Origin of the sequence: Microbacterium sp. B35-04 (genome assembly GCF_010634885.1) — a bacterium.
GTDB lineage: Bacteria > Actinomycetota > Actinomycetes > Actinomycetales > Microbacteriaceae > Microbacterium.
The window spans coordinates 67,832-84,625 of sequence record NZ_MWLP01000005.1 but is presented as its reverse complement, the minus strand read 5'-3'; the positions used below and the strand labels follow the sequence as shown (position 1 = coordinate 84,625).

The window sequence follows — 16,794 nt, the reverse complement described above, 5'->3', positions numbered from 1 at the left end:
CCACTCAGGGAGCAACAGCATGACCACTTCACAGAACGCCCCGACACGCCTGCAACGGGCGAGATCAGGGGTCGGTGTCGGCGGTTCGGGTCGACCAGCACGCGGTCGCAACCCGATCGTCGCGCAGACCCGACGGACCTATTCCGCGCTGATCGTCCCGTCCGTCCTCCTCCTGGTATTGATCAACGCGTACCCGCTCGTCGTCGCCGCGTCCCAGTCCGTCCACGATGGGTCGCTGATCGCTCAGGGCGAGTACGTCGGCCTCGAGAACTACGTCACGGTCCTCACCTCGGAGTCGTTCTGGAAGGCAACGCGGTTCACGCTCATCTTCACGATCGTCGGGGTCTTCGGGTCGTGGTTGCTGGGTCTCGCGTTCGCGCTGCTGCTGCGCACACGCATTCCCGCGAATGGGCTGTTCAAGGTGCTGCTGTTGCTCCCCTGGGTGGTTCCGGTCGTGGTGTCGGCGACAGCCTGGAACTGGCTTGTCGCCACGCCACAGAGTCCGGTCCCGAGCCTGCTGGCACTGTTCGGCATCGACAACGTGCTGTTCCTCGCCGACCCCACACTCGCCGCGATCACGGTCTGCATCTTCAAGGTGTGGATCAGCTTCCCCTTCATGATGATGATGAGCGGGGCTGCGCTGGCCGCGGTCGATCCCACCGTCTACGAGGCGTCCCAGATGGACGGTGCCAGCAAGTGGCAACAGTTCCGAATGATCACCCTCCCCTTGATCGCCCGATCCACCTACATCGGTTGGATCCTCATGACGATCTTCTGCGTGAACGACTTCCCGACCATCTATCTCCTCACCGGAGGCGGCCCGGTGGATGCCACCACCTCGCTGACCGTCCTCGCCTACCGGACCGTGTTCCAGGACTTCCAGCTCGGCACAGGCGTAGCGATCGCCTTCCTGATGACCCTGGCTCTTGTCGTGGTTTCCGTCGTGCTGTACCGCCAGATCCGAAAGTCGAGCGTCGAATGAGCACCGTCCTGCGCACCCACCTCGAGGGTGAGAAGCCTCAGTCCGAGACACGCGCGATCACGACCCGTCCCGAGCGCAAGCGGGCTAAACCGCCCGTGAGCGAGCAGGAAAAGCGCGGGCAATGGGGACGGTTCTCCCTCATCTCCGTCCTGACGGCTGTCATGCTCGTGCCCGTGGTCGCTGTGGTGCTGCTCGCGCTCACGCCCAGCGCAGCCAGCGGCAAGTCCGGGCTCACGCTGGACAACATCATCTACGTGCTCACCCAGACCCTCACACCGACATGGCTGCAGAACAGCCTGCTGGTCGCCCTCGCGACAGTCGTCGTGTCGGTGCTCGTCGCCGCTCCAGCGGGATACGTACTATCGCGCGGTCGCAACAGGCTGGTCTCCGGCTACGCGCTGCTGCTGTTCGTCGTCCAGTCCTTGCCGGTGATCACAGCCGTCATTCCGTTGTTCATCCTTTTCGCGAACCTCGGTCTCGTCGACACCCTGACCGGCCTGACCATCGTGTACGTCGGCGCCAGCATGTCCGTTGCGACCTGGATGATGGCCGCCTATATGGACAGCATCCCGGTGTCGCTTGAGGAAGCCGCATGGATCGACGGGGCGTCGGTGTTCGGAAGCTTCACGCGAATCGTGCTGCGCAACAGCCTGCCCGGAGTCCTCTCCACCGCGATCTTCACATTCCTGCTGTCCTGGAACGACTACCTCGTCGCAGTGGTGTTCCTGCGGACCGAGACCAGTTACACCATGCCTGTCGGTCTGCAGTCGTTCTTCCAGCAGAACGTCACGGATTGGGGGGCCGTCATGGCGGTTGCCGTGGTCATGCTGCTCCCTCCCGTGATCGTGTTCGCCGTCCTCAACCGTTACTTCAGCGTCGGGGGCATCGGCGGCTCGCTCGCCGGTCGCTGACTCTCCGCACCCTCAACCACCCATAACGAAGGAGTTATCCATGTTCGCCAACATGTCTGGCTGGCACCTGCTCATCATCCTCGCCGTCGTCCTTCTGCTGTTCGGCGCCACCCGCCTGCCCGCCCTCTCGCGCAGTGTCGGGCAGTCCGTCCGGATCTTCCGCTCGGAGACCAAGAACCTCAAGGACGAGACCGCCAGCGCCCCGACCGGAAGTGATGTGGGAACAGCGACGCCGAGTGGCGTGGACAGCGCGGACACCACCGTGGCACCGCACGGTTCCCACTCCGGAGTGTGAGTCCTCATGTCACGGCAGGCGCGAGCCGGTCGAGACCCACAGGGTTCCATGAGCCTCGGCGGCCACCTTCACGAGCTGGCGAAGCGGCTCACCATCGCCGCGCTGGCACTTGTGGTCGGAACGGTGGTCGGGTTTGCTCTCTCCGGTTGGCTACTCGACACAGTGCAGATGTTCATCGCCGCCATCGAAGACGAGCAGGGGCGGATGGCGTTACTGAACTTCGGTGAGATCACGGCAGCCTTCGACCTCCGGCTGCAGCTGGCCTTCACAGTGGGTGTCGTCCTGTCTTCACCGGTGTGGCTCTACCAACTGTGGGCCTTCATCGTGCCGGCGCTGACGCGCCGAGAGAAGGGATACGCGCTCGGTTTCGTCGGCGCTGCAGTGCCGCTCTTCGCGGCAGGATGCGCCGCAGGTTGGCTGGTGCTGCCGCACATGATCGCCCTGCTCGTCGGCTTCGCACCCAGCAACTCCAGTTCGATCCTGAACGCGCGGAGCTACGTGGACTTCATCCTGCGCCTCATGCTCATCGTCGGTATCGCCTTCGTGCTGCCTCTGTTGCTGGTCCTGCTCAACGTCGTCGGCGTGATGAGCGCCTCCGCCATCATCGGCTCCTGGCGTTACGTGATCCTCGCAATCACCGTCTTCACGGCGCTCGCGACCCCTGCCGCAGACGTGCTGTCGATGTTCCTCTTGGCCCTCCCGATGGTGCTCCTCTACTTTGCCGCCGCGGGCTTCGCGTGGGCGAACGACAAGCGGCGCGCAAGGGCCATCGCTGTGCTCCAGCAGCCGCCCGCGTTGACGCTCACCGGAATGGTCCCCTGATGCTCGGACTGGACCCGACGAAGTTCTTCCTGCTCGCCATTCTGGCGGCGTTCCTCTTGGGGCCTTCCCGAATGACCGCAGCTGCGGCATGGCTGGGGGGCGCGGTCCGCCAACTCCGGGCCTTCACAGAGGCTGCGAAGCAGCGTGCGCGCGACGAGATCGGCGAAGAATTCGACGACATTCCGTGGAAGGCCCTGGACCCACGCCAGTACGACCCCAGGCGGATCATCGCTGACGCGATACTGGCTCCGCCCACCGTGCCCCCCGCGCTCGCCCCGCCCGACGATCCGGTGCGGCATCGACCAGCGTCCGACCCGAAGTCTCCAGTCTCCTGACACGACAGATGAAAGAAGCATCGATGGCCTTGCCGCTTGCCTCCGTCCAGCCCTGCTCGCTGGCCCCCGAATTCTCCGGTGACCCGCGCGGCTCACTCGACAAGCTGGCCGCGCTCGGACTGCAGAACGTGGAAGCGTTCAACTTCGTGCGCCGCCCCAGGGAGATTCGGGCGGCCTTGGATGGTGCCGGTCCCGCGTCCCCGACAGGCCATGCGCCGCTGCTGTCGGACCCGCCCGGGGATGTGTTCGACGAGGTGGCCGCGAGCCTGGCGGTCCTTCGCAACGCCGGTTTCGTCCGATGAGCGCGGTCGGCGTCGGCCTGATCGGCAGCGGCGTCATCAGCGACACCTACCTGGAGAACCTCCTCTCCTTCCCGGACGTTGAAGTCGCGATCATCGGCGGCTTGAACGTCGGGCGGGCGCGCGCGCAGGCAGAAAAGCACGGCGTTCCAAGGTGGGGGAGGGTCGACGATGTCCTTGCCGACTCTGACGTGCAGGTCGTCGTGAACCTGACCACTCCCGCCGCGCACGTCGAGGTGTCGGCGGCGGCGATCGCGGCAGGCAAGCACGTGTGGACGGAGAAGCCGATCGGCCTCGAACGAGACGGCGTCGATGCATTGCTGCGGAGCGCGGATGCCGCGGGTCTCCGGGTTGGTTCCGCTCCCGACACGTTCCTCGGGCCTGGGCTGCAGACCGCCAAGCGCGCCATCGAGGGCGGCGTGATCGGTGCACCACTCTTCGCCCACACCTCGTTTCAAACCCAGGGTCCCGACCTGTGGCATCCCGGACCGCAGTTCCTGTTCACCCGCGGTGCGGGTCCGCTGCTCGACATGGGCCCTTACTACTTCACCGCGCTGGTCAGTCTGCTTGGCCCCGTGGACCGCGTCGCGGCCGCGGGCATGAAGGCGCGCACCGAACGCCAGATCCGCACCGGACCGAACGCCGGGACCCGGTTCCCGGTCGAGGTGCCCACCACCCTCCAGGTGCTCACGGTATTCGAGGGCGGGCAACAGGCGCACAGTCTGCTGAGCTTCGACTCGGCGCTGGAGCGGCACGGTGTCGTGGAGATCCACGGCACCGAGGGCTCGATTGTCGTTCCCGATCCGAACCGGTTCGCCGGCCGCACCGCCTACGTGAAGCCTCTCGCGACACTCCGTGACGGGGAAGAGTTCGAGCAGCAGTGGATCGAGATCCCGCAGAGAGGGGCCGTCGTCGGCCGCGGCCTCGGGCTGCTGGAGATGGTCCGCGCCATCGCGGACAACCGACCTCATCTCGCCTCCGGCGAGCTTGGACGACACGTCCTCGACGTCATGCTCTCAGCGGAAGAGTCCGTTGAGTGCGGCGAGTTCGTGACTGTGAACAGCTCCGTCCCGCCCGTGCCCGCGCTACCCGAGGCCTTCGAGCCTTTCGTTCAGACGCTCTAAGTCGCGGCTGCCGGTCACGACGCAGCCAGCGTGATTCCGGTGTGTGCGGCCAGGGCGGCGAGCAGCTCCTCCTGGACCCGCTTGTCGTGCACGGCCGGGTGCGGCGCTTGCGCGCGCTGATGGTGCCAGTAGCGACCGGAGACGAGTACCTCGGGCGCGTCTGTCGTCACGAGCCAGACCTGCGTGACATGGCCGAGGGCGAGGTCGTCCGTCGCAGAACGGCCACCCATCTTCGTGGGCACCCACCCCGGGTCGACAGCGTGCGAAATGGTCGCCGGCCGACGCCGGGCGCCGGCCGCCATCAGCACGGTGACGAGCAGCTTGCTGTCGGAGTACGAAAGTGTCTTCCGAGACCCTCCCCAGTCCGCGCTGTCGATACTGGCCGAGCCACCGCGGTGCATACTGCTGCTCAAGTAGACGACACGCGCAGGTCCCTCGATCAATGCGGTGAGGACGTACGGCGCGACGACGTTGACCGGCAGGATGCTCGGTCCTTCGAGGACGCCGGCGTTGTGGATCACGGCATCGATCCGGCCGACGCCGTTCACCTGCATCGCCAGGGCCTGCACATCATCGAGGACGGCGAGGTCGCCGACGACACCTGTGGCACCGTTAGCCATGAGATCGTCAAGCGTCGCCAGGCGCGCTGCAGAACGGGCGTGCACGATGACCTCGTGCCCCTTCTCGATGAGTGATTCCGCGGCCGCACGCCCGAGTCCGTCGGCGGATCCGGTGATCAGGATGCGTGGCATGCGTTCTCCTTCATTCGTCGGGTCTCAGAGCTCAGGCGCCGTCGTCGGTGTGGTCGAGGCCTGTGGAGAGGTCGAGGTGGGCCTCGGCCTGGTCGATGAGGGTCTGGCCCTTCTGCTTCACGGCTTGTACCGCGTCGGCGCCGGCGACCCAGCGCGCGGGGGGCTCTTCCAGGTCGAGGATCTTGACGAGGCTGGCGGCGAGTTTCGCGGGATCTCCGCTCTGCTTCCCGTTCATGGATTTCCATGCCTCGATCGTGCTCGCCGTGTCGGCGTAGTCGTCGATGAACAGATCGGGCCACAGGGTGGATGAGCCCTCCACGAGCAGTTCGGTGCGGAAGAAGCCGGGCTCGACGACGGTGACATGGATGCCGAACTGCTCCACCTCTTCCCGCAGCGACTCGGTCCACCCCTCCAACGCGAACTTCGAAGCGCCGTACGCACTGCCGAATCCTCCGGTGACGACTCCCGCGGTCGACGTGATGGTGACGATGTGCCCGGATCGCTGCCGGCGCATGACGGGCAGCACCGCGCGGGTGACGTTGAGGGGTCCGAAGAAGTTCGTCTCCATCTGCGCTCGGAATCGCTCGGGGCTGATCTCCTCGAAGTATCCGGCCTGGAAGTTCCCGGCGTTGTTGACGAGCACATCGATGCGACCGACGCGATCGATCGCCGCGTTCACGGCCGCGTCGATCGAAGCGGTGTCCGTGATGTCGAGCGAGACGGCCAGCAGGTCGGCGTGCTTGCCCACCGCCGCCTCGACGGTTGCGGCATCCCGTGCCGAACCAACGACGCGGTGGCCGCCCGCCAGCGCCGCCCGCACGATGTTGACGCCCATGCCGCGGCCCGCGCCGGTGATGAGCCAAACCTTGCTGTCGTTCATTCGGTGCCTCCGTGTCATGCCTGCGCGACGGTCGCACCGGCTGAACCCGTGACGGACACTACGCCGACGCCGGATGTGGAGGAATGCTCTGGCAGTACACGTTCCGGTGGTACCTCCCGAACAGCGCCGAGCCTCCCTCAATGTTGACCAACGTGAACACGAACCGCGCCGAATCGATGCGGATGCGCCCGAGCGCCGCGCGCTGTGACCTGACAAGCGGGGTTCAAACCCCTGCGTTCTGGATGACCGAGGCGAGACTCATGCGCTCGGGTGTTGTTGCCTTCAGACGAGGTGTGGTGAGACGCTAAGCGGACAAGACAATACGTCGTCCGATCCGTCAACACGCGTTCCCGCGGGTCGGGAACTCGTGCCCACATGGTGCCCACAGACGATCACGATTGGTGCGGGCCCAGAGGGAACGGCAGCAGACTCTCGGCGGTCGCAAGCCGCAGAATTCCGCGGTTCTCGGTTGAAGCGGATCGAGATGGATCGAGACTCTTTGGGTTCAAATCCCACCGTCACCGCCATTTTGAGCCGGATCGACCTCCTTTTCAGGCGGGTTCGATCCGGCTCATTCCTTTTGGACCCGTCCCGTTCCTCTCGGATGTGGGCACGGGCGTGGACAGGGGTTTTCTCGCAGAGCGCCCTCGCGGCGAGGTCTGCCGCGTCGGCCCGAACCGGCGAGATGGAGACGGATCGAGGATGATCCGGACCGACGTTGAAAATCATCCGTGCCCACAGGATGCCCACACGATTTCGCGTGGGTATCTGTCCCACGGTATTTTCGCGGTCCCACTGATCTGCAAACGGCGCTTGCAGCAGCGTTCATCTGTCGGTCATGCGGGCGCCACCATCGCTCCACCGCCAGACGCTTGACTGACGCGCGATGGTCATGAAGGAACGGGCTTTGCTCCCGCTCGTCGCGGGGCTCGCGCTTGCGGCGTCCATCTTCCTCACCGGATGCGCAGCGATGGGGTCACGGGATCCCCTCGAGACCGGGTCGCCGACCCCGGATGCGCACGAAATCGTGCCCGAGCCCGGTCGAACGATCGCTGTAACACCCTCTCAGGACGTCGAGGCGCTCGCGGGCTACAGAATCGCGGTCGTGACGCGAGACGGCTCCGCGACGTCCACCGCCCTGCTCGACGCCGCGCACCGGTTCGCGCAAGAGCGCAGAGCGGAGCTTCTGGTGTTCCCGGCGGACGTACCCGACATCGACGGGGTCGACGCGGCGCTGGATCGCGCGCTCGCCGCAGAGCCGGACCTCATCGTCGGGCTCGGCGCGGGGGTCGTGGACCTCTTCTCCTTCGAGACCGCGCAACTGCTGGAGCGGGAGTTCCTCATCATTGGGGCGCAGCTCGCCGAGCCCACCGACAACGTCACCGCCGTGATCTGGGATGGCGCGACCTCCCGGGGATCCGCCGCGTCCGCGGACGGCGCGCTCGACGACAGCGTGATCACCGAGGAACGCGGCGTCGACGCGTTCGCCGTCGGAGCGGCCAGCATCGACTCCGGTGTGACGGGGGTGGTCCTGCGCCTCGAGTAGTCGCGCTCGAGCCTGCAAGGGATCCTTCACGCGTCGGATTCTGGCTGTTCACCTCCATGTTCGTACACCGCCATTCACCACGCGGAAAGTCGTCGAGGCGCATCGCGCCCCATATCCCTTTGCAGAAGACTCAAGATCGGCGTGTGACAACTTGCTGACCATCGATGTGCCCTCGATCATCCCCGACCCCGTTTCCCACCTGCGACGCCACCGCCCCGGTCGTCGAGGCCTCGCCAGCGCGATCCTCCTCACGCTCACCGCCGGCTCGCTCCTGGCCACGGCCCCCGCGGCCGTCGCGACGGAACTGCCCACGACAGTCGCCAACGTCATGGATGCAACCGGCCAGCCAGTCCGGATCCAGGCCGAGGACTACACGGCCAGCAACGGCGGCGGCACGAAGAAGGAGACCGGCGCGGACGCCACAGGCGCCCCTCTCGGCAACGTCGGCGGCACGTGGGACGGCGCCGAGATCACGTTCGACCGGGTCGAGCTCGGCATCGCGCCCCTCGGCTCGCTCACCGTGCGCTACGTGAACAACTCCAGTCGCGTAGGCGCCAACCCGTACCTCGAGTTCTACCTCGACGAGAAGACCGACGCCGGAAAGCTGGCCACTGTGCCGCTGCCTGTCACGGGATCCAACTGGAACGCGTACAACACGACCACCGTGAGCCTGCCGACAGAGGTGTCGGGCGCGCACAAGCTCATCGTCGCGATGCATGTGACACCCGACGCCAATCACCCCTTCGTCAGCAACCTCGACTACTTCGAGTTCGGCCCGGCGGCCCTTCCCGACACGTTCCTCACGACGTCGGACGCCTGGAAGTACTCCGACAGCAACACGGACCCATCGGGCGACGGCTCACTGTCATGGACGACCGCGGGCTTCGATGACGCAGCGTGGACCGAGGCGCCCGGCGCCTTCGGCGCGAAGAACGGCGGCACCGGAGCCATCGGGGCGAACTTCCCGATCACCACCACACTCCGCCACTACATCAACGGGATCGCGCAGCCGGCGATACCCACGTACCACTTCCGCACCGACATCGCCCTCACGGAGGGACAGCTTGCGCAGCTCGCGTCGCTGAAGGGCACTATCACGTACGACGACGCCGTGCGCATCTACGTCAACGGCCAGAGGGTCGCCGGCTTCGTGGACGGTCGAGTCGACACGGCGCCCAACCAGAACCTCGCCTACGCTGGCGCCAGTGGCGGCGACCCCGTGACGAGCACGTTCACGATCCCCGCGGAGGCCCTCGTCGCCGGCGAGAACACAATCGCGGTGGCCCTGTACCAGGACCGCGAATCCAGCAGCGACATCTACTTCGACTTGAAGTCGCTCGTACCCGTCGCGAAGACCGATGGCCCGGTCGCGTTGAACATCTCGGATGTCGTGCTCGGCATCGGCGCCACCGAGGCGCAGCGCAACCTGACGTGGTATTCGGATGCCGATGTGCCCCAGGTCGCCCAGCTCGCCAAGGCGTCCGACTTCGTCGACGGAGCGTTCCCCGACTCGGCCGCGGAGTTCGCCACGACGAAGACCGGGAGCACGACGAGCGGCGAGTTCTTCCGCGACACCACGCTCACCGGCCTCGAGGAGAACACGGCCTATGCCTACCGCGTTGGCAGCGAAGAGAACGGCTGGTCGCCGGCCTACAGCTTCCGCACCCAGGCTTTCGCGGGTGACTTCTCGTTCCTCTTCTTCGGCGATCCGCAGGTCGGCGCGTCCGGCAACCTCGCCGCCGACGAGCGAGGCTGGGTCGACACGGTGAACGTCGCCGCCGCGAGCTATCCCGACGCCGAGCTGCTGTTCTCTGCCGGCGACCAGGTCGAAGGCGCTCCGAACGAGAACGAGTACAACGCGTTCCTCAAGCCCGAGCAGCTGCGCAGCATCCCCCTGGTGGTGACCAACGGCAACCACGACGTCGGATCCAAGGCATACGAGCAGCACTTCAACCTGCCGAATGAGGACCTCACCGCGGGCGCGGGCAGTGCAACGGCATCGGGTGGCGACTACTGGTTCATCTATAAGGACGTGCTGTTCCTCAACATCAACTCGAACAGTCGCGACAACGCCTCGCACTTCGCCTTCATGGAGGAGGTCATCGCCGAGCACGGCCACGAGGCAAAGTGGAAGGTGCTCGCGTTCCACCACTCGATCTACTCGGTGGCCGCACACGTCAACGACGGCGACATCCTGGATCGGCGCAACTCCCTGCCCAGCGAGATCTCGAAGCTCGGCTTCGACGTCGTCTTGATGGGTCACGACCACAACTACACCCGCAGCTACCTCATCAAGGACGGCCAGCTCGCGAACGCGAGCGAGCTGTCGGGTCAGAGCCGAGTCGAGGCGAAGGCCGGTGAAGTGCTGTATCTCACCGCGAACTCGGCCAGTGGATCGAAGTACTACAACACGACTGCCCCGGATGCCTGGTGGGCCTCGGCGCAGAACCAGGAGAAGGTGCGCAACTACTCGGTGGTCGAGGTGACCGACGGATCGATCACGCTGCGCACCCTGCGCAGCCAGGCAAACGGCGCGGCGAAGCCCGTGAACAGCGTGGTCGACGAGGTCGTCCTCACCAAGGACGCCGCGCCCGAGCTCACGGTGCCGGCCGACGGCGACGTCCCCTTCGGTTCCGCGTTCGAACCGCTCGACGGCGTCTCGGGGAAGGACAACGTCGACGGCGACCTCACCGCGAAGATCACCGTCACCGGATCCGTCGACACCGCGGTGCTCGGTGCGCAGACGCTCACCTACACAGTGACCGACGCTCGCGGAAACACCAGCACCGTGGAGCGCAACGTGACGGTCGTCGAGGCGACGCTGACCACCGACGTGCCGATCGTCTCCGGTCCCGCGAAGGTCGGCGGCGTGCTGACGGCGCTGCCCGGCACCTGGACCGAAGGCGCGGAGCTCAGCTACCAGTGGTTGCGCGACGGCGTGCCGATCCCTGGGGCGACGTCCGTGTCGCTCAAGGTGACCGGACCCAGCGGCGGCCATCGGATCTCCGTCGAGGTCACCGGATCCCTGTCCGGCTATGCGACCGCGTCCGAGACCTCGGAGGCGACAGCCCCTGTGGTCAAGGGCAAGCAGAAGTAGCACGCCCGGGTCGGGATCGCTCGCGCGGTCCCGACCCGGCCCACCCGTTCGCGGCGAAAGCTGCGCCCTCTCGATCTCGTCCCAGGAGAACCCACAGCGCATGTCCACGTCATCCCGCCCCCTCCGGCTCGTCGCCGGGGGCGTGCTCGCCGCTCTGATCCTCGCCGGTCTCGTCCCGACCGCGGCGACCGCCGTCGAGACTGCCCCTTCCACCGACTTCACCGATCTCGTCAACTCGTTCGTCTCCACCGAGGACGACTTCGGACAGGATCTGCCCGGCGCCGAGGCGCCCAACTCGATTGTCAAGATCAACCCGCTGACGACGGGCGCGCGCTCTCACAGCGGCTACGACTACGCCGAAGATCAGATCGCCGGGTTCACCCACACGAACCTCAACGGCGTGGGCGGCTCAGGCGGCGGCGGCGACCTCCTCGTCGTGCCCACGTACGTGACGTACACGAACCGGCCGTCCACCGGCTCGTACGCGAAGAACTACAGTCACGACGCTGAAGACGCTGAGCCCGGCTACTACGGTGTCGAGCTGACCACCACCACCGGCGACGATGGGGCGGTCACCGTCGACGCCGGTGCGGATCCGATCCTCGCGGAGGCAACCACGGACGTCCGCACGGGTCAGGACCGCTTCACCTTCCCGAAGGCGGGCACCGCCTCGCTCGTGGTCGACCTGCGCAACAACTTCACCCGGCGCAACGGCGCCGCCCTCAACATCGCCACGCTCGACGACGGCCGGATCGCCCTCTCCGGCGAATTCGCCGGCCACTTCAACGGCTACGACTACAAGATGCACTACTACGCCGAGACCACAGTCGCGGCGAAGGGGGTGCGCACTTGGAGCGGTTCCGGCGCCCTCGGCACGGCTCTGCACCAGGAGGGCACCGACATCGGCGCGATCCTCGACTTCGACGTGGACGCGGGCGAGCAGGTCGGCCTCGAGGTCGCGATCTCGCCGATCAGCGCCGAGCAGGCCCGCATCGACCTCGGCGCAGAGATGGGCGACCGCAGCTTCGAGCAGGTGCGCGCCGAGACGTCGGCCGCCTGGAACGAGATCCTCGGGCGCCTGGCGGTGACCGCGTCCGACGTCAGCGACCCCGACGGCGAGCTGCGGACGCTGTTCTACACGCACCTGTATCGCATGTTCGGCATGCCGATGAATGCTACGAGCACGAGCGGCACGTACCGGGGCCTGGACGGCCAGGTGCATGCGGTTGACGGCTACATTCACTACGACGGCTGGGGATTCTGGGACGATTTCCGCAAGTACGAGATCCTCGCGATCGGCTACCCGGAGGTGTTCCGCGACATCGCGCAGTCGATCGTCGACCTGTACGCCACCTTCGCCGACAGCGGCAAGAGCTCGCTCTCCGGCGCCGTGCACGCGGTGCCCACCGTTCGCTTCGAGCGCGCCGCCGTCGTGGTCGCCGATGCGATCGCCAAGGGCGCCGAGCTGCACGGCCTCGACCGGGCATGGCCGGCGCTGGTCTCCCAGTCGCAGGGCGGTTACGCGAACGCCGACAACGTCAAACGCGGCTATATCGCCAACGAGGTGGACGACACCCTGGGCAGCGCCTACGACGACTGGGCCATGGCGACGATCGCCGACTCGCTCGGCAAGACCGTCGAGGCCGACGACTACCGGCTGCGCGCCGCGAACTGGACGCACCTTTATAAGAAGGATGCCGTCACTCTCGCTGATGGCAGCACCAGCGGCCTGGTCATCCCGAAGAGCGCCGACGGCGCGTGGCTGGACGTCGACCCGGAGCGCTTCGAGTCCGGCAACGTCTACCAGGGCACGCTCTGGCAGTACAACTGGTACGCGGCCGGCGACATGGGCGGGATGCTCCAGCTCATGGGGGGCGAGGACCGCGCACTGTCCGCGCTGAGCTTCATGTTCGGCGAGCACGCTCCCGACGACGGCCGGCGGATGCTGCACGCGAACGCCAATGAGATCGACCTGCAAGCTCCGTACCTCTTCAACTACGTCGGCGCCCCGTCGAAAACGCAGTACTGGGTGCGAAACATCTACACCAAGGAGACGTGGAACCGGTACATCGCGACCGGCTCGACGCACGAGGCGCCCTCGGGGGGCGGCGAGTTCACCCCGCCGCTGAAGACCAAGGTCTTCAAAAACAGCCCGCAGGGCTTCCTGCCGACCATGGACAACGACACCGGCACGATGTCGTCGACGTTCGTGGCCGCAGCGCTCGGCCTCTTCCCGGTCGCCGCCGGATCGGACGAGTATCAGATCGGCACGCCGTTCTTCGAGAACGTGCGCATCAACTACGCCTCGGGCCGCACCTTCGACATCTCCGCCGACGGGGTCTCCCCCGACGACTACTACATCCAGTCCGCCACACTCAACGGCCAGGACTTCGGCCGCACGTGGGTGACATACGACCAGCTCACTGCAGGCGGAAAGCTGTCGTTCACGATGGGCGAGCAGCCTTCCTCCTGGGCGGCCGACGGCGTTGCGCCGTCCTCGCTGAGCGACGACCTTCCGAGCTCGATCTACAACCCGACCGACGCGATCTCGGTCGACTCGCGCGAGTTCACCGAGGCTGCAGCCGGCGACGGATCCATCGGCGACACGATCGCGCTGAACCTCGCCAACGGCACGTTCACGGGCACGAACGGCGCCGACCTCGCGGCAGCCGGTGCGATCTCCGCGGCCAACGTGCCCGCCGGACTGACCCTGGTCGCGGAGCGAACCGGCGACCGCGCCGTCACGTTGAAGCTCACCGGCAAGGCTGAGCGGTCAGGCACCATGGACAGCATCGACGACTTCGTCGTGAGCATCTCGGATGCAGCCTTCAGCCGGAAGCCGTCCACCGGGCCGCGCGAGCTCACCCTCAAAGTCACCTTCGACGGTGTCTCGCTGCACGCCGAGCGCACGCGCCTCGTCGTCGCGGCCGACGGTGCGGTCGACACCCAGGTGGCGCTCACGCTGAGCGGCGCGCAGTTCGCCGGTGCTGACGGACGCGACCTCGTCGTGGACGGCGCGCTGACGCTGCCCGGCCTCCCTGCAGGCGTGACGGGCTCCGCTGTGAAGCGCGACGACGCCACGGTCGACCTGCGCCTGACCGGCTCGCTCGGTGACGCCCAGCGCGCATCGTTCGCGCTGGCGTTCACCGACGCCGCTTTCGCCGGCACGGCGGCCTCAGGTGTGCGCGGCGACGGCATTTCCGGACTCGGCACGCTGACGCTGACGCTCGACCCGCAGTGGCGCGCCAAGCTCGCGACGCTTGTGGCGGATGCCGAGCTCGTCGTCCGCGGTGAATACTCCACGTCGTCCTACGCCGGCTTCGTCGCCGCACGCGATGCGGCTCAGGCTGTGCTCGCCGATGACGCGGCCACCGACGAGCAACTTCAGTCCGCGCTGGACACGCTCACGCAGGCGGGTGAGGCGCTGACGATCGCGGCGGCATCCGACCGCGTGCGGCTCGACGGCATCACGTATGGCGATGTCGCGTTCGACGACGACTTCACTACGGACCGTCTGGCGGAGTACACCGCGTTCGCGGACGTCAACGAGCCGGCAGCGGGGCTGTCGGTCGACACCGCCGAGGGCGTCCTGAACGCGACGGCCGAGGGTCGACGCTGGAGCCACGTCGCCCTCCCCGCCGAGGCGGGAGAGAGTTTCGCGCTGGTCGTCGAACCCGCGAACTTCGCCGGCACCCGTGCCGCCGAGGACAGCCTGTTCATCGGCATCACCGACGGCCCCCGCAGCCGCGCACACAGCTGGTTCAACAACACCCGCGCCGAGAGCGGCTTCGACGTGTCTGTCGACGGGCAGGACAAGAACCTCGGGGTCGGCTCGCTTACCGGTGTGCAATGGAACCCGGGCGATCGCTTCGCGACGGTGGTCGCCCACGGCACCATCACCTCGTGGATCGAGGAGAACGGCACCTGGCGGAAGATCCGCTCCGGCCAGCTCGGCTCCGTCATGACCGCCGAGCAGATTCAGGCCTGGAACCCCACGTTCAGCCTCCGCCTGGACCCGGGTGCCATCGAGATCGACCGCGTCACGCTGCTCCGGCCCGCCAAGGATGTTCCTGCTGAGCCGGTGCGCGTGCAGGCCGAGGGTTACACAGCCGACAACGGCAACGGCCTGAAGAAGGAGGGCACGAGCCCGACGGGCAACGTCGGCGGCACCTGGAGCGGCGGGCAGCTGACCTTCGAGCGCGTCTCCTTCGGCGCCGCGCCGCTGAACACTCTCTCGGTGCGCACCTCCACCCGCGACGACCGTGTCGGCGCGAACCCGCGCCTGGAGTTCTACATCGACGACAGGTCCGAGGCGAACCGGATCGGAACGGCAGCGCTACCGAAGACCGGCGCGTGGGTGAACTACGTCACCACGACGGTCGAGCTCGACCGCCCGGTCTCGGGCGACCACCGGCTCATCGTCGTGATGCACGCCGACCCGATCGCCGGGCAGGACTACAACTACGTCTCCAACCTCGACTGGTTCGAGTTCGCCCCTGCCGCATCTCAGGAACCGGCGGTCGACCGCACCGCGCTGCAGACCGCCATCGCCGACGCGACGGGCGTGCTGGCAGCAGAGGAAAGGTACGTCGCGATCGACTTCGCTGTGTTCGGCAGAGCGCTAGACGATGCGACCCGGACTGCCGCGGATGCCGTGGCGAGACAGGATGACGTGGACGAGGCGCTGCGCGTGCTCAATCTGGCGGCCGGCCAGCTGGACTGGACGGTCATGCGGCGCCTGCCGCTGCTGGTCGCCGCGGCCGATGCCATCGACACCGCGCAGTACACGCCGGAGACGGCGGCCGCGCTGACCTCGGCGTTCGTCGCGGCGCAGGCGCTGCCTGGCGACGCGTCGTACGAGGCGTACACGGTCGCGGTGGACGACCTCGCGGCCGCGCTGCGAGGCCTGGTCGTTCCCGACGTCACCGCACCGGTGCTCGTGGTGCCCGGGGCCGGATCCGTCGTGTACGGGACTGTCTTCGATCCACTTGCGGGGGTCACCGCGGTCGATCGGGTGGACGGCGAGCTGAGCGGATCGATCGTGGTCACCGGAACTGTCGACACCGCTGTACTCGGCGAATACACGCTCAGCTACACGGTGGTCGATGCTGCGGGCAACGAGACGTCGAAGCAGCGCGTCGTGACAGTCCTCGCAGCCACGCTCACCACGGCCGTCCCGACGATCTCAGGCACCCTCAAGGTGGGGTCGACCGTGACGGCCAAGCCCGGATCGTGGACCGACGGCACAAGCTTCACGTACCAGTGGCTCCGCGACGGATCGCCCATCAAGGGCGCTACGAAGAGCAGCTACAAGCTCGTGCCCGGCGACGGAGGACACCGGATCTCCGTCACCGTCACCGGCAAGCTCACGGGATACACGACCGCGTCGGCGACGTCCGAACTGCGGGTGGTCGCCCTGAAGTGACGCGACCCGAGGGCGGGGGCTCGGTGACGGTGTTTCCGACTACCGCGTCGGTCTGAACGGCTTCAACGGTCTTCAAGCTGGCACGTCGCCGAGCTCCTGCAACTCCATGCCCGCAGCCAGTGCAGCCGCTCAGCTGTCACTCAAGCCTCCCGTGTGATCGCACCTGCGCGGCCGGTGACCTCGTGCCCACGCCGTGCCCACAGGTGATCCGGATCAGGAGTGATTCGGGGCGAACGGCAGCAGCGAACGGTCGGTCGCAGCCGCGGAATTCCGCGGTTCTCGGTCGAGACAGATTGGAACGGATCGAACCTCTTTGGGTTCAAATC

Annotated in this window: 11 protein-coding genes and 1 pseudogene; 10 read left to right on the top strand and 2 right to left on the bottom strand. The window is 66.9% G+C overall.

Annotated features, from left to right (window positions below; translation table 11 throughout):
* The first annotated feature begins 19 nt into the window (after positions 1 to 19).
* The 7 genes and pseudogenes from B1729_RS01190 (at position 20) to B1729_RS01160 (ending at position 4,768) form a co-directional block, all read left to right on the top strand.
* Positions 20 to 982: a sugar ABC transporter permease gene (locus tag B1729_RS01190; RefSeq protein WP_163630267.1), complete on the top strand. Its 963-nt coding sequence runs from the start codon at positions 20 to 22 to the stop codon at positions 980 to 982.
* On the top strand, positions 979 to 1,893 hold the full coding sequence (locus tag B1729_RS01185; protein ID WP_163630265.1) for a carbohydrate ABC transporter permease: 915 nt from the start codon (positions 979 to 981) through the stop codon (positions 1,891 to 1,893). Before B1729_RS01190 ends, B1729_RS01185 begins: the two co-directional genes overlap by 4 nt.
* 40 nt (positions 1,894 to 1,933) lie before the next feature.
* Positions 1,934 to 2,188 (top strand): twin-arginine translocase TatA/TatE family subunit, encoded by a 255-nt coding sequence (tatA, locus tag B1729_RS01180; RefSeq protein WP_163620719.1) that lies wholly within the window; start codon positions 1,934 to 1,936, stop codon positions 2,186 to 2,188.
* A gap of 48 nt (positions 2,189 to 2,236) precedes the next feature.
* The gene (tatC, locus tag B1729_RS01175) at positions 2,237 to 3,010 is read left to right on the top strand and encodes a twin-arginine translocase subunit TatC (RefSeq protein ID WP_163620718.1); all 774 of its coding nucleotides are present in this window, start codon (positions 2,237 to 2,239) and stop codon (positions 3,008 to 3,010) included.
* Entirely contained in the window at positions 3,010 to 3,345 is a 336-nt protein-coding gene (locus tag B1729_RS01170; RefSeq protein WP_163620717.1) for a hypothetical protein, read from the top strand. The genes tatC and B1729_RS01170 overlap by 1 nt, the downstream gene beginning before the upstream one ends.
* A gap of 23 nt (positions 3,346 to 3,368) precedes the next feature.
* Positions 3,369 to 3,575: pseudogene (locus tag B1729_RS01165) on the top strand (sugar phosphate isomerase/epimerase); the annotation flags it as partial.
* Between the two features lie 68 nt (positions 3,576 to 3,643).
* Complete coding sequence (locus B1729_RS01160) at positions 3,644 to 4,768, top strand: Gfo/Idh/MocA family oxidoreductase (protein WP_163630264.1); 1,125 nt, start codon at positions 3,644 to 3,646, stop codon at positions 4,766 to 4,768.
* A 14-nt stretch (positions 4,769 to 4,782) separates the two neighbouring features.
* Here the strand turns inward: B1729_RS01160 and B1729_RS01155 are convergent, their stop codons facing one another.
* Together B1729_RS01155 and B1729_RS01150 are read right to left on the bottom strand one after the other, a co-directional pair.
* A complete protein-coding gene (locus B1729_RS01155) occupies positions 4,783 to 5,520 on the bottom strand; it encodes an SDR family NAD(P)-dependent oxidoreductase (RefSeq protein ID WP_163620716.1) in 738 nt (245 codons plus the stop codon).
* Between the two features lie 31 nt (positions 5,521 to 5,551).
* The gene (locus tag B1729_RS01150; RefSeq protein WP_163630262.1) at positions 5,552 to 6,400 is read right to left on the bottom strand and encodes an SDR family oxidoreductase; all 849 of its coding nucleotides are present in this window, start codon (positions 6,398 to 6,400) and stop codon (positions 5,552 to 5,554) included.
* A 907-nt stretch (positions 6,401 to 7,307) separates the two neighbouring features.
* Between B1729_RS01150 and B1729_RS01145 the strand changes: the two genes are divergently transcribed.
* From B1729_RS01145 to B1729_RS01135, 3 genes are all read left to right on the top strand, one after another.
* Positions 7,308 to 7,946 (top strand): BMP family ABC transporter substrate-binding protein, encoded by a 639-nt coding sequence (locus tag B1729_RS01145; protein ID WP_163630260.1) that lies wholly within the window; start codon positions 7,308 to 7,310, stop codon positions 7,944 to 7,946.
* Between the two features lie 151 nt (positions 7,947 to 8,097).
* Positions 8,098 to 11,043, top strand: coding sequence for an immunoglobulin-like domain-containing protein (locus tag B1729_RS01140; RefSeq protein ID WP_163630258.1), 2,946 nt, complete (start codon positions 8,098 to 8,100; stop codon positions 11,041 to 11,043).
* 100 nt (positions 11,044 to 11,143) lie between these two features.
* Complete coding sequence (locus B1729_RS01135) at positions 11,144 to 16,468, top strand: glycoside hydrolase domain-containing protein (protein ID WP_163630257.1); 5,325 nt, start codon at positions 11,144 to 11,146, stop codon at positions 16,466 to 16,468.
* The last annotated feature ends 326 nt before the right edge of the window (positions 16,469 to 16,794 follow it).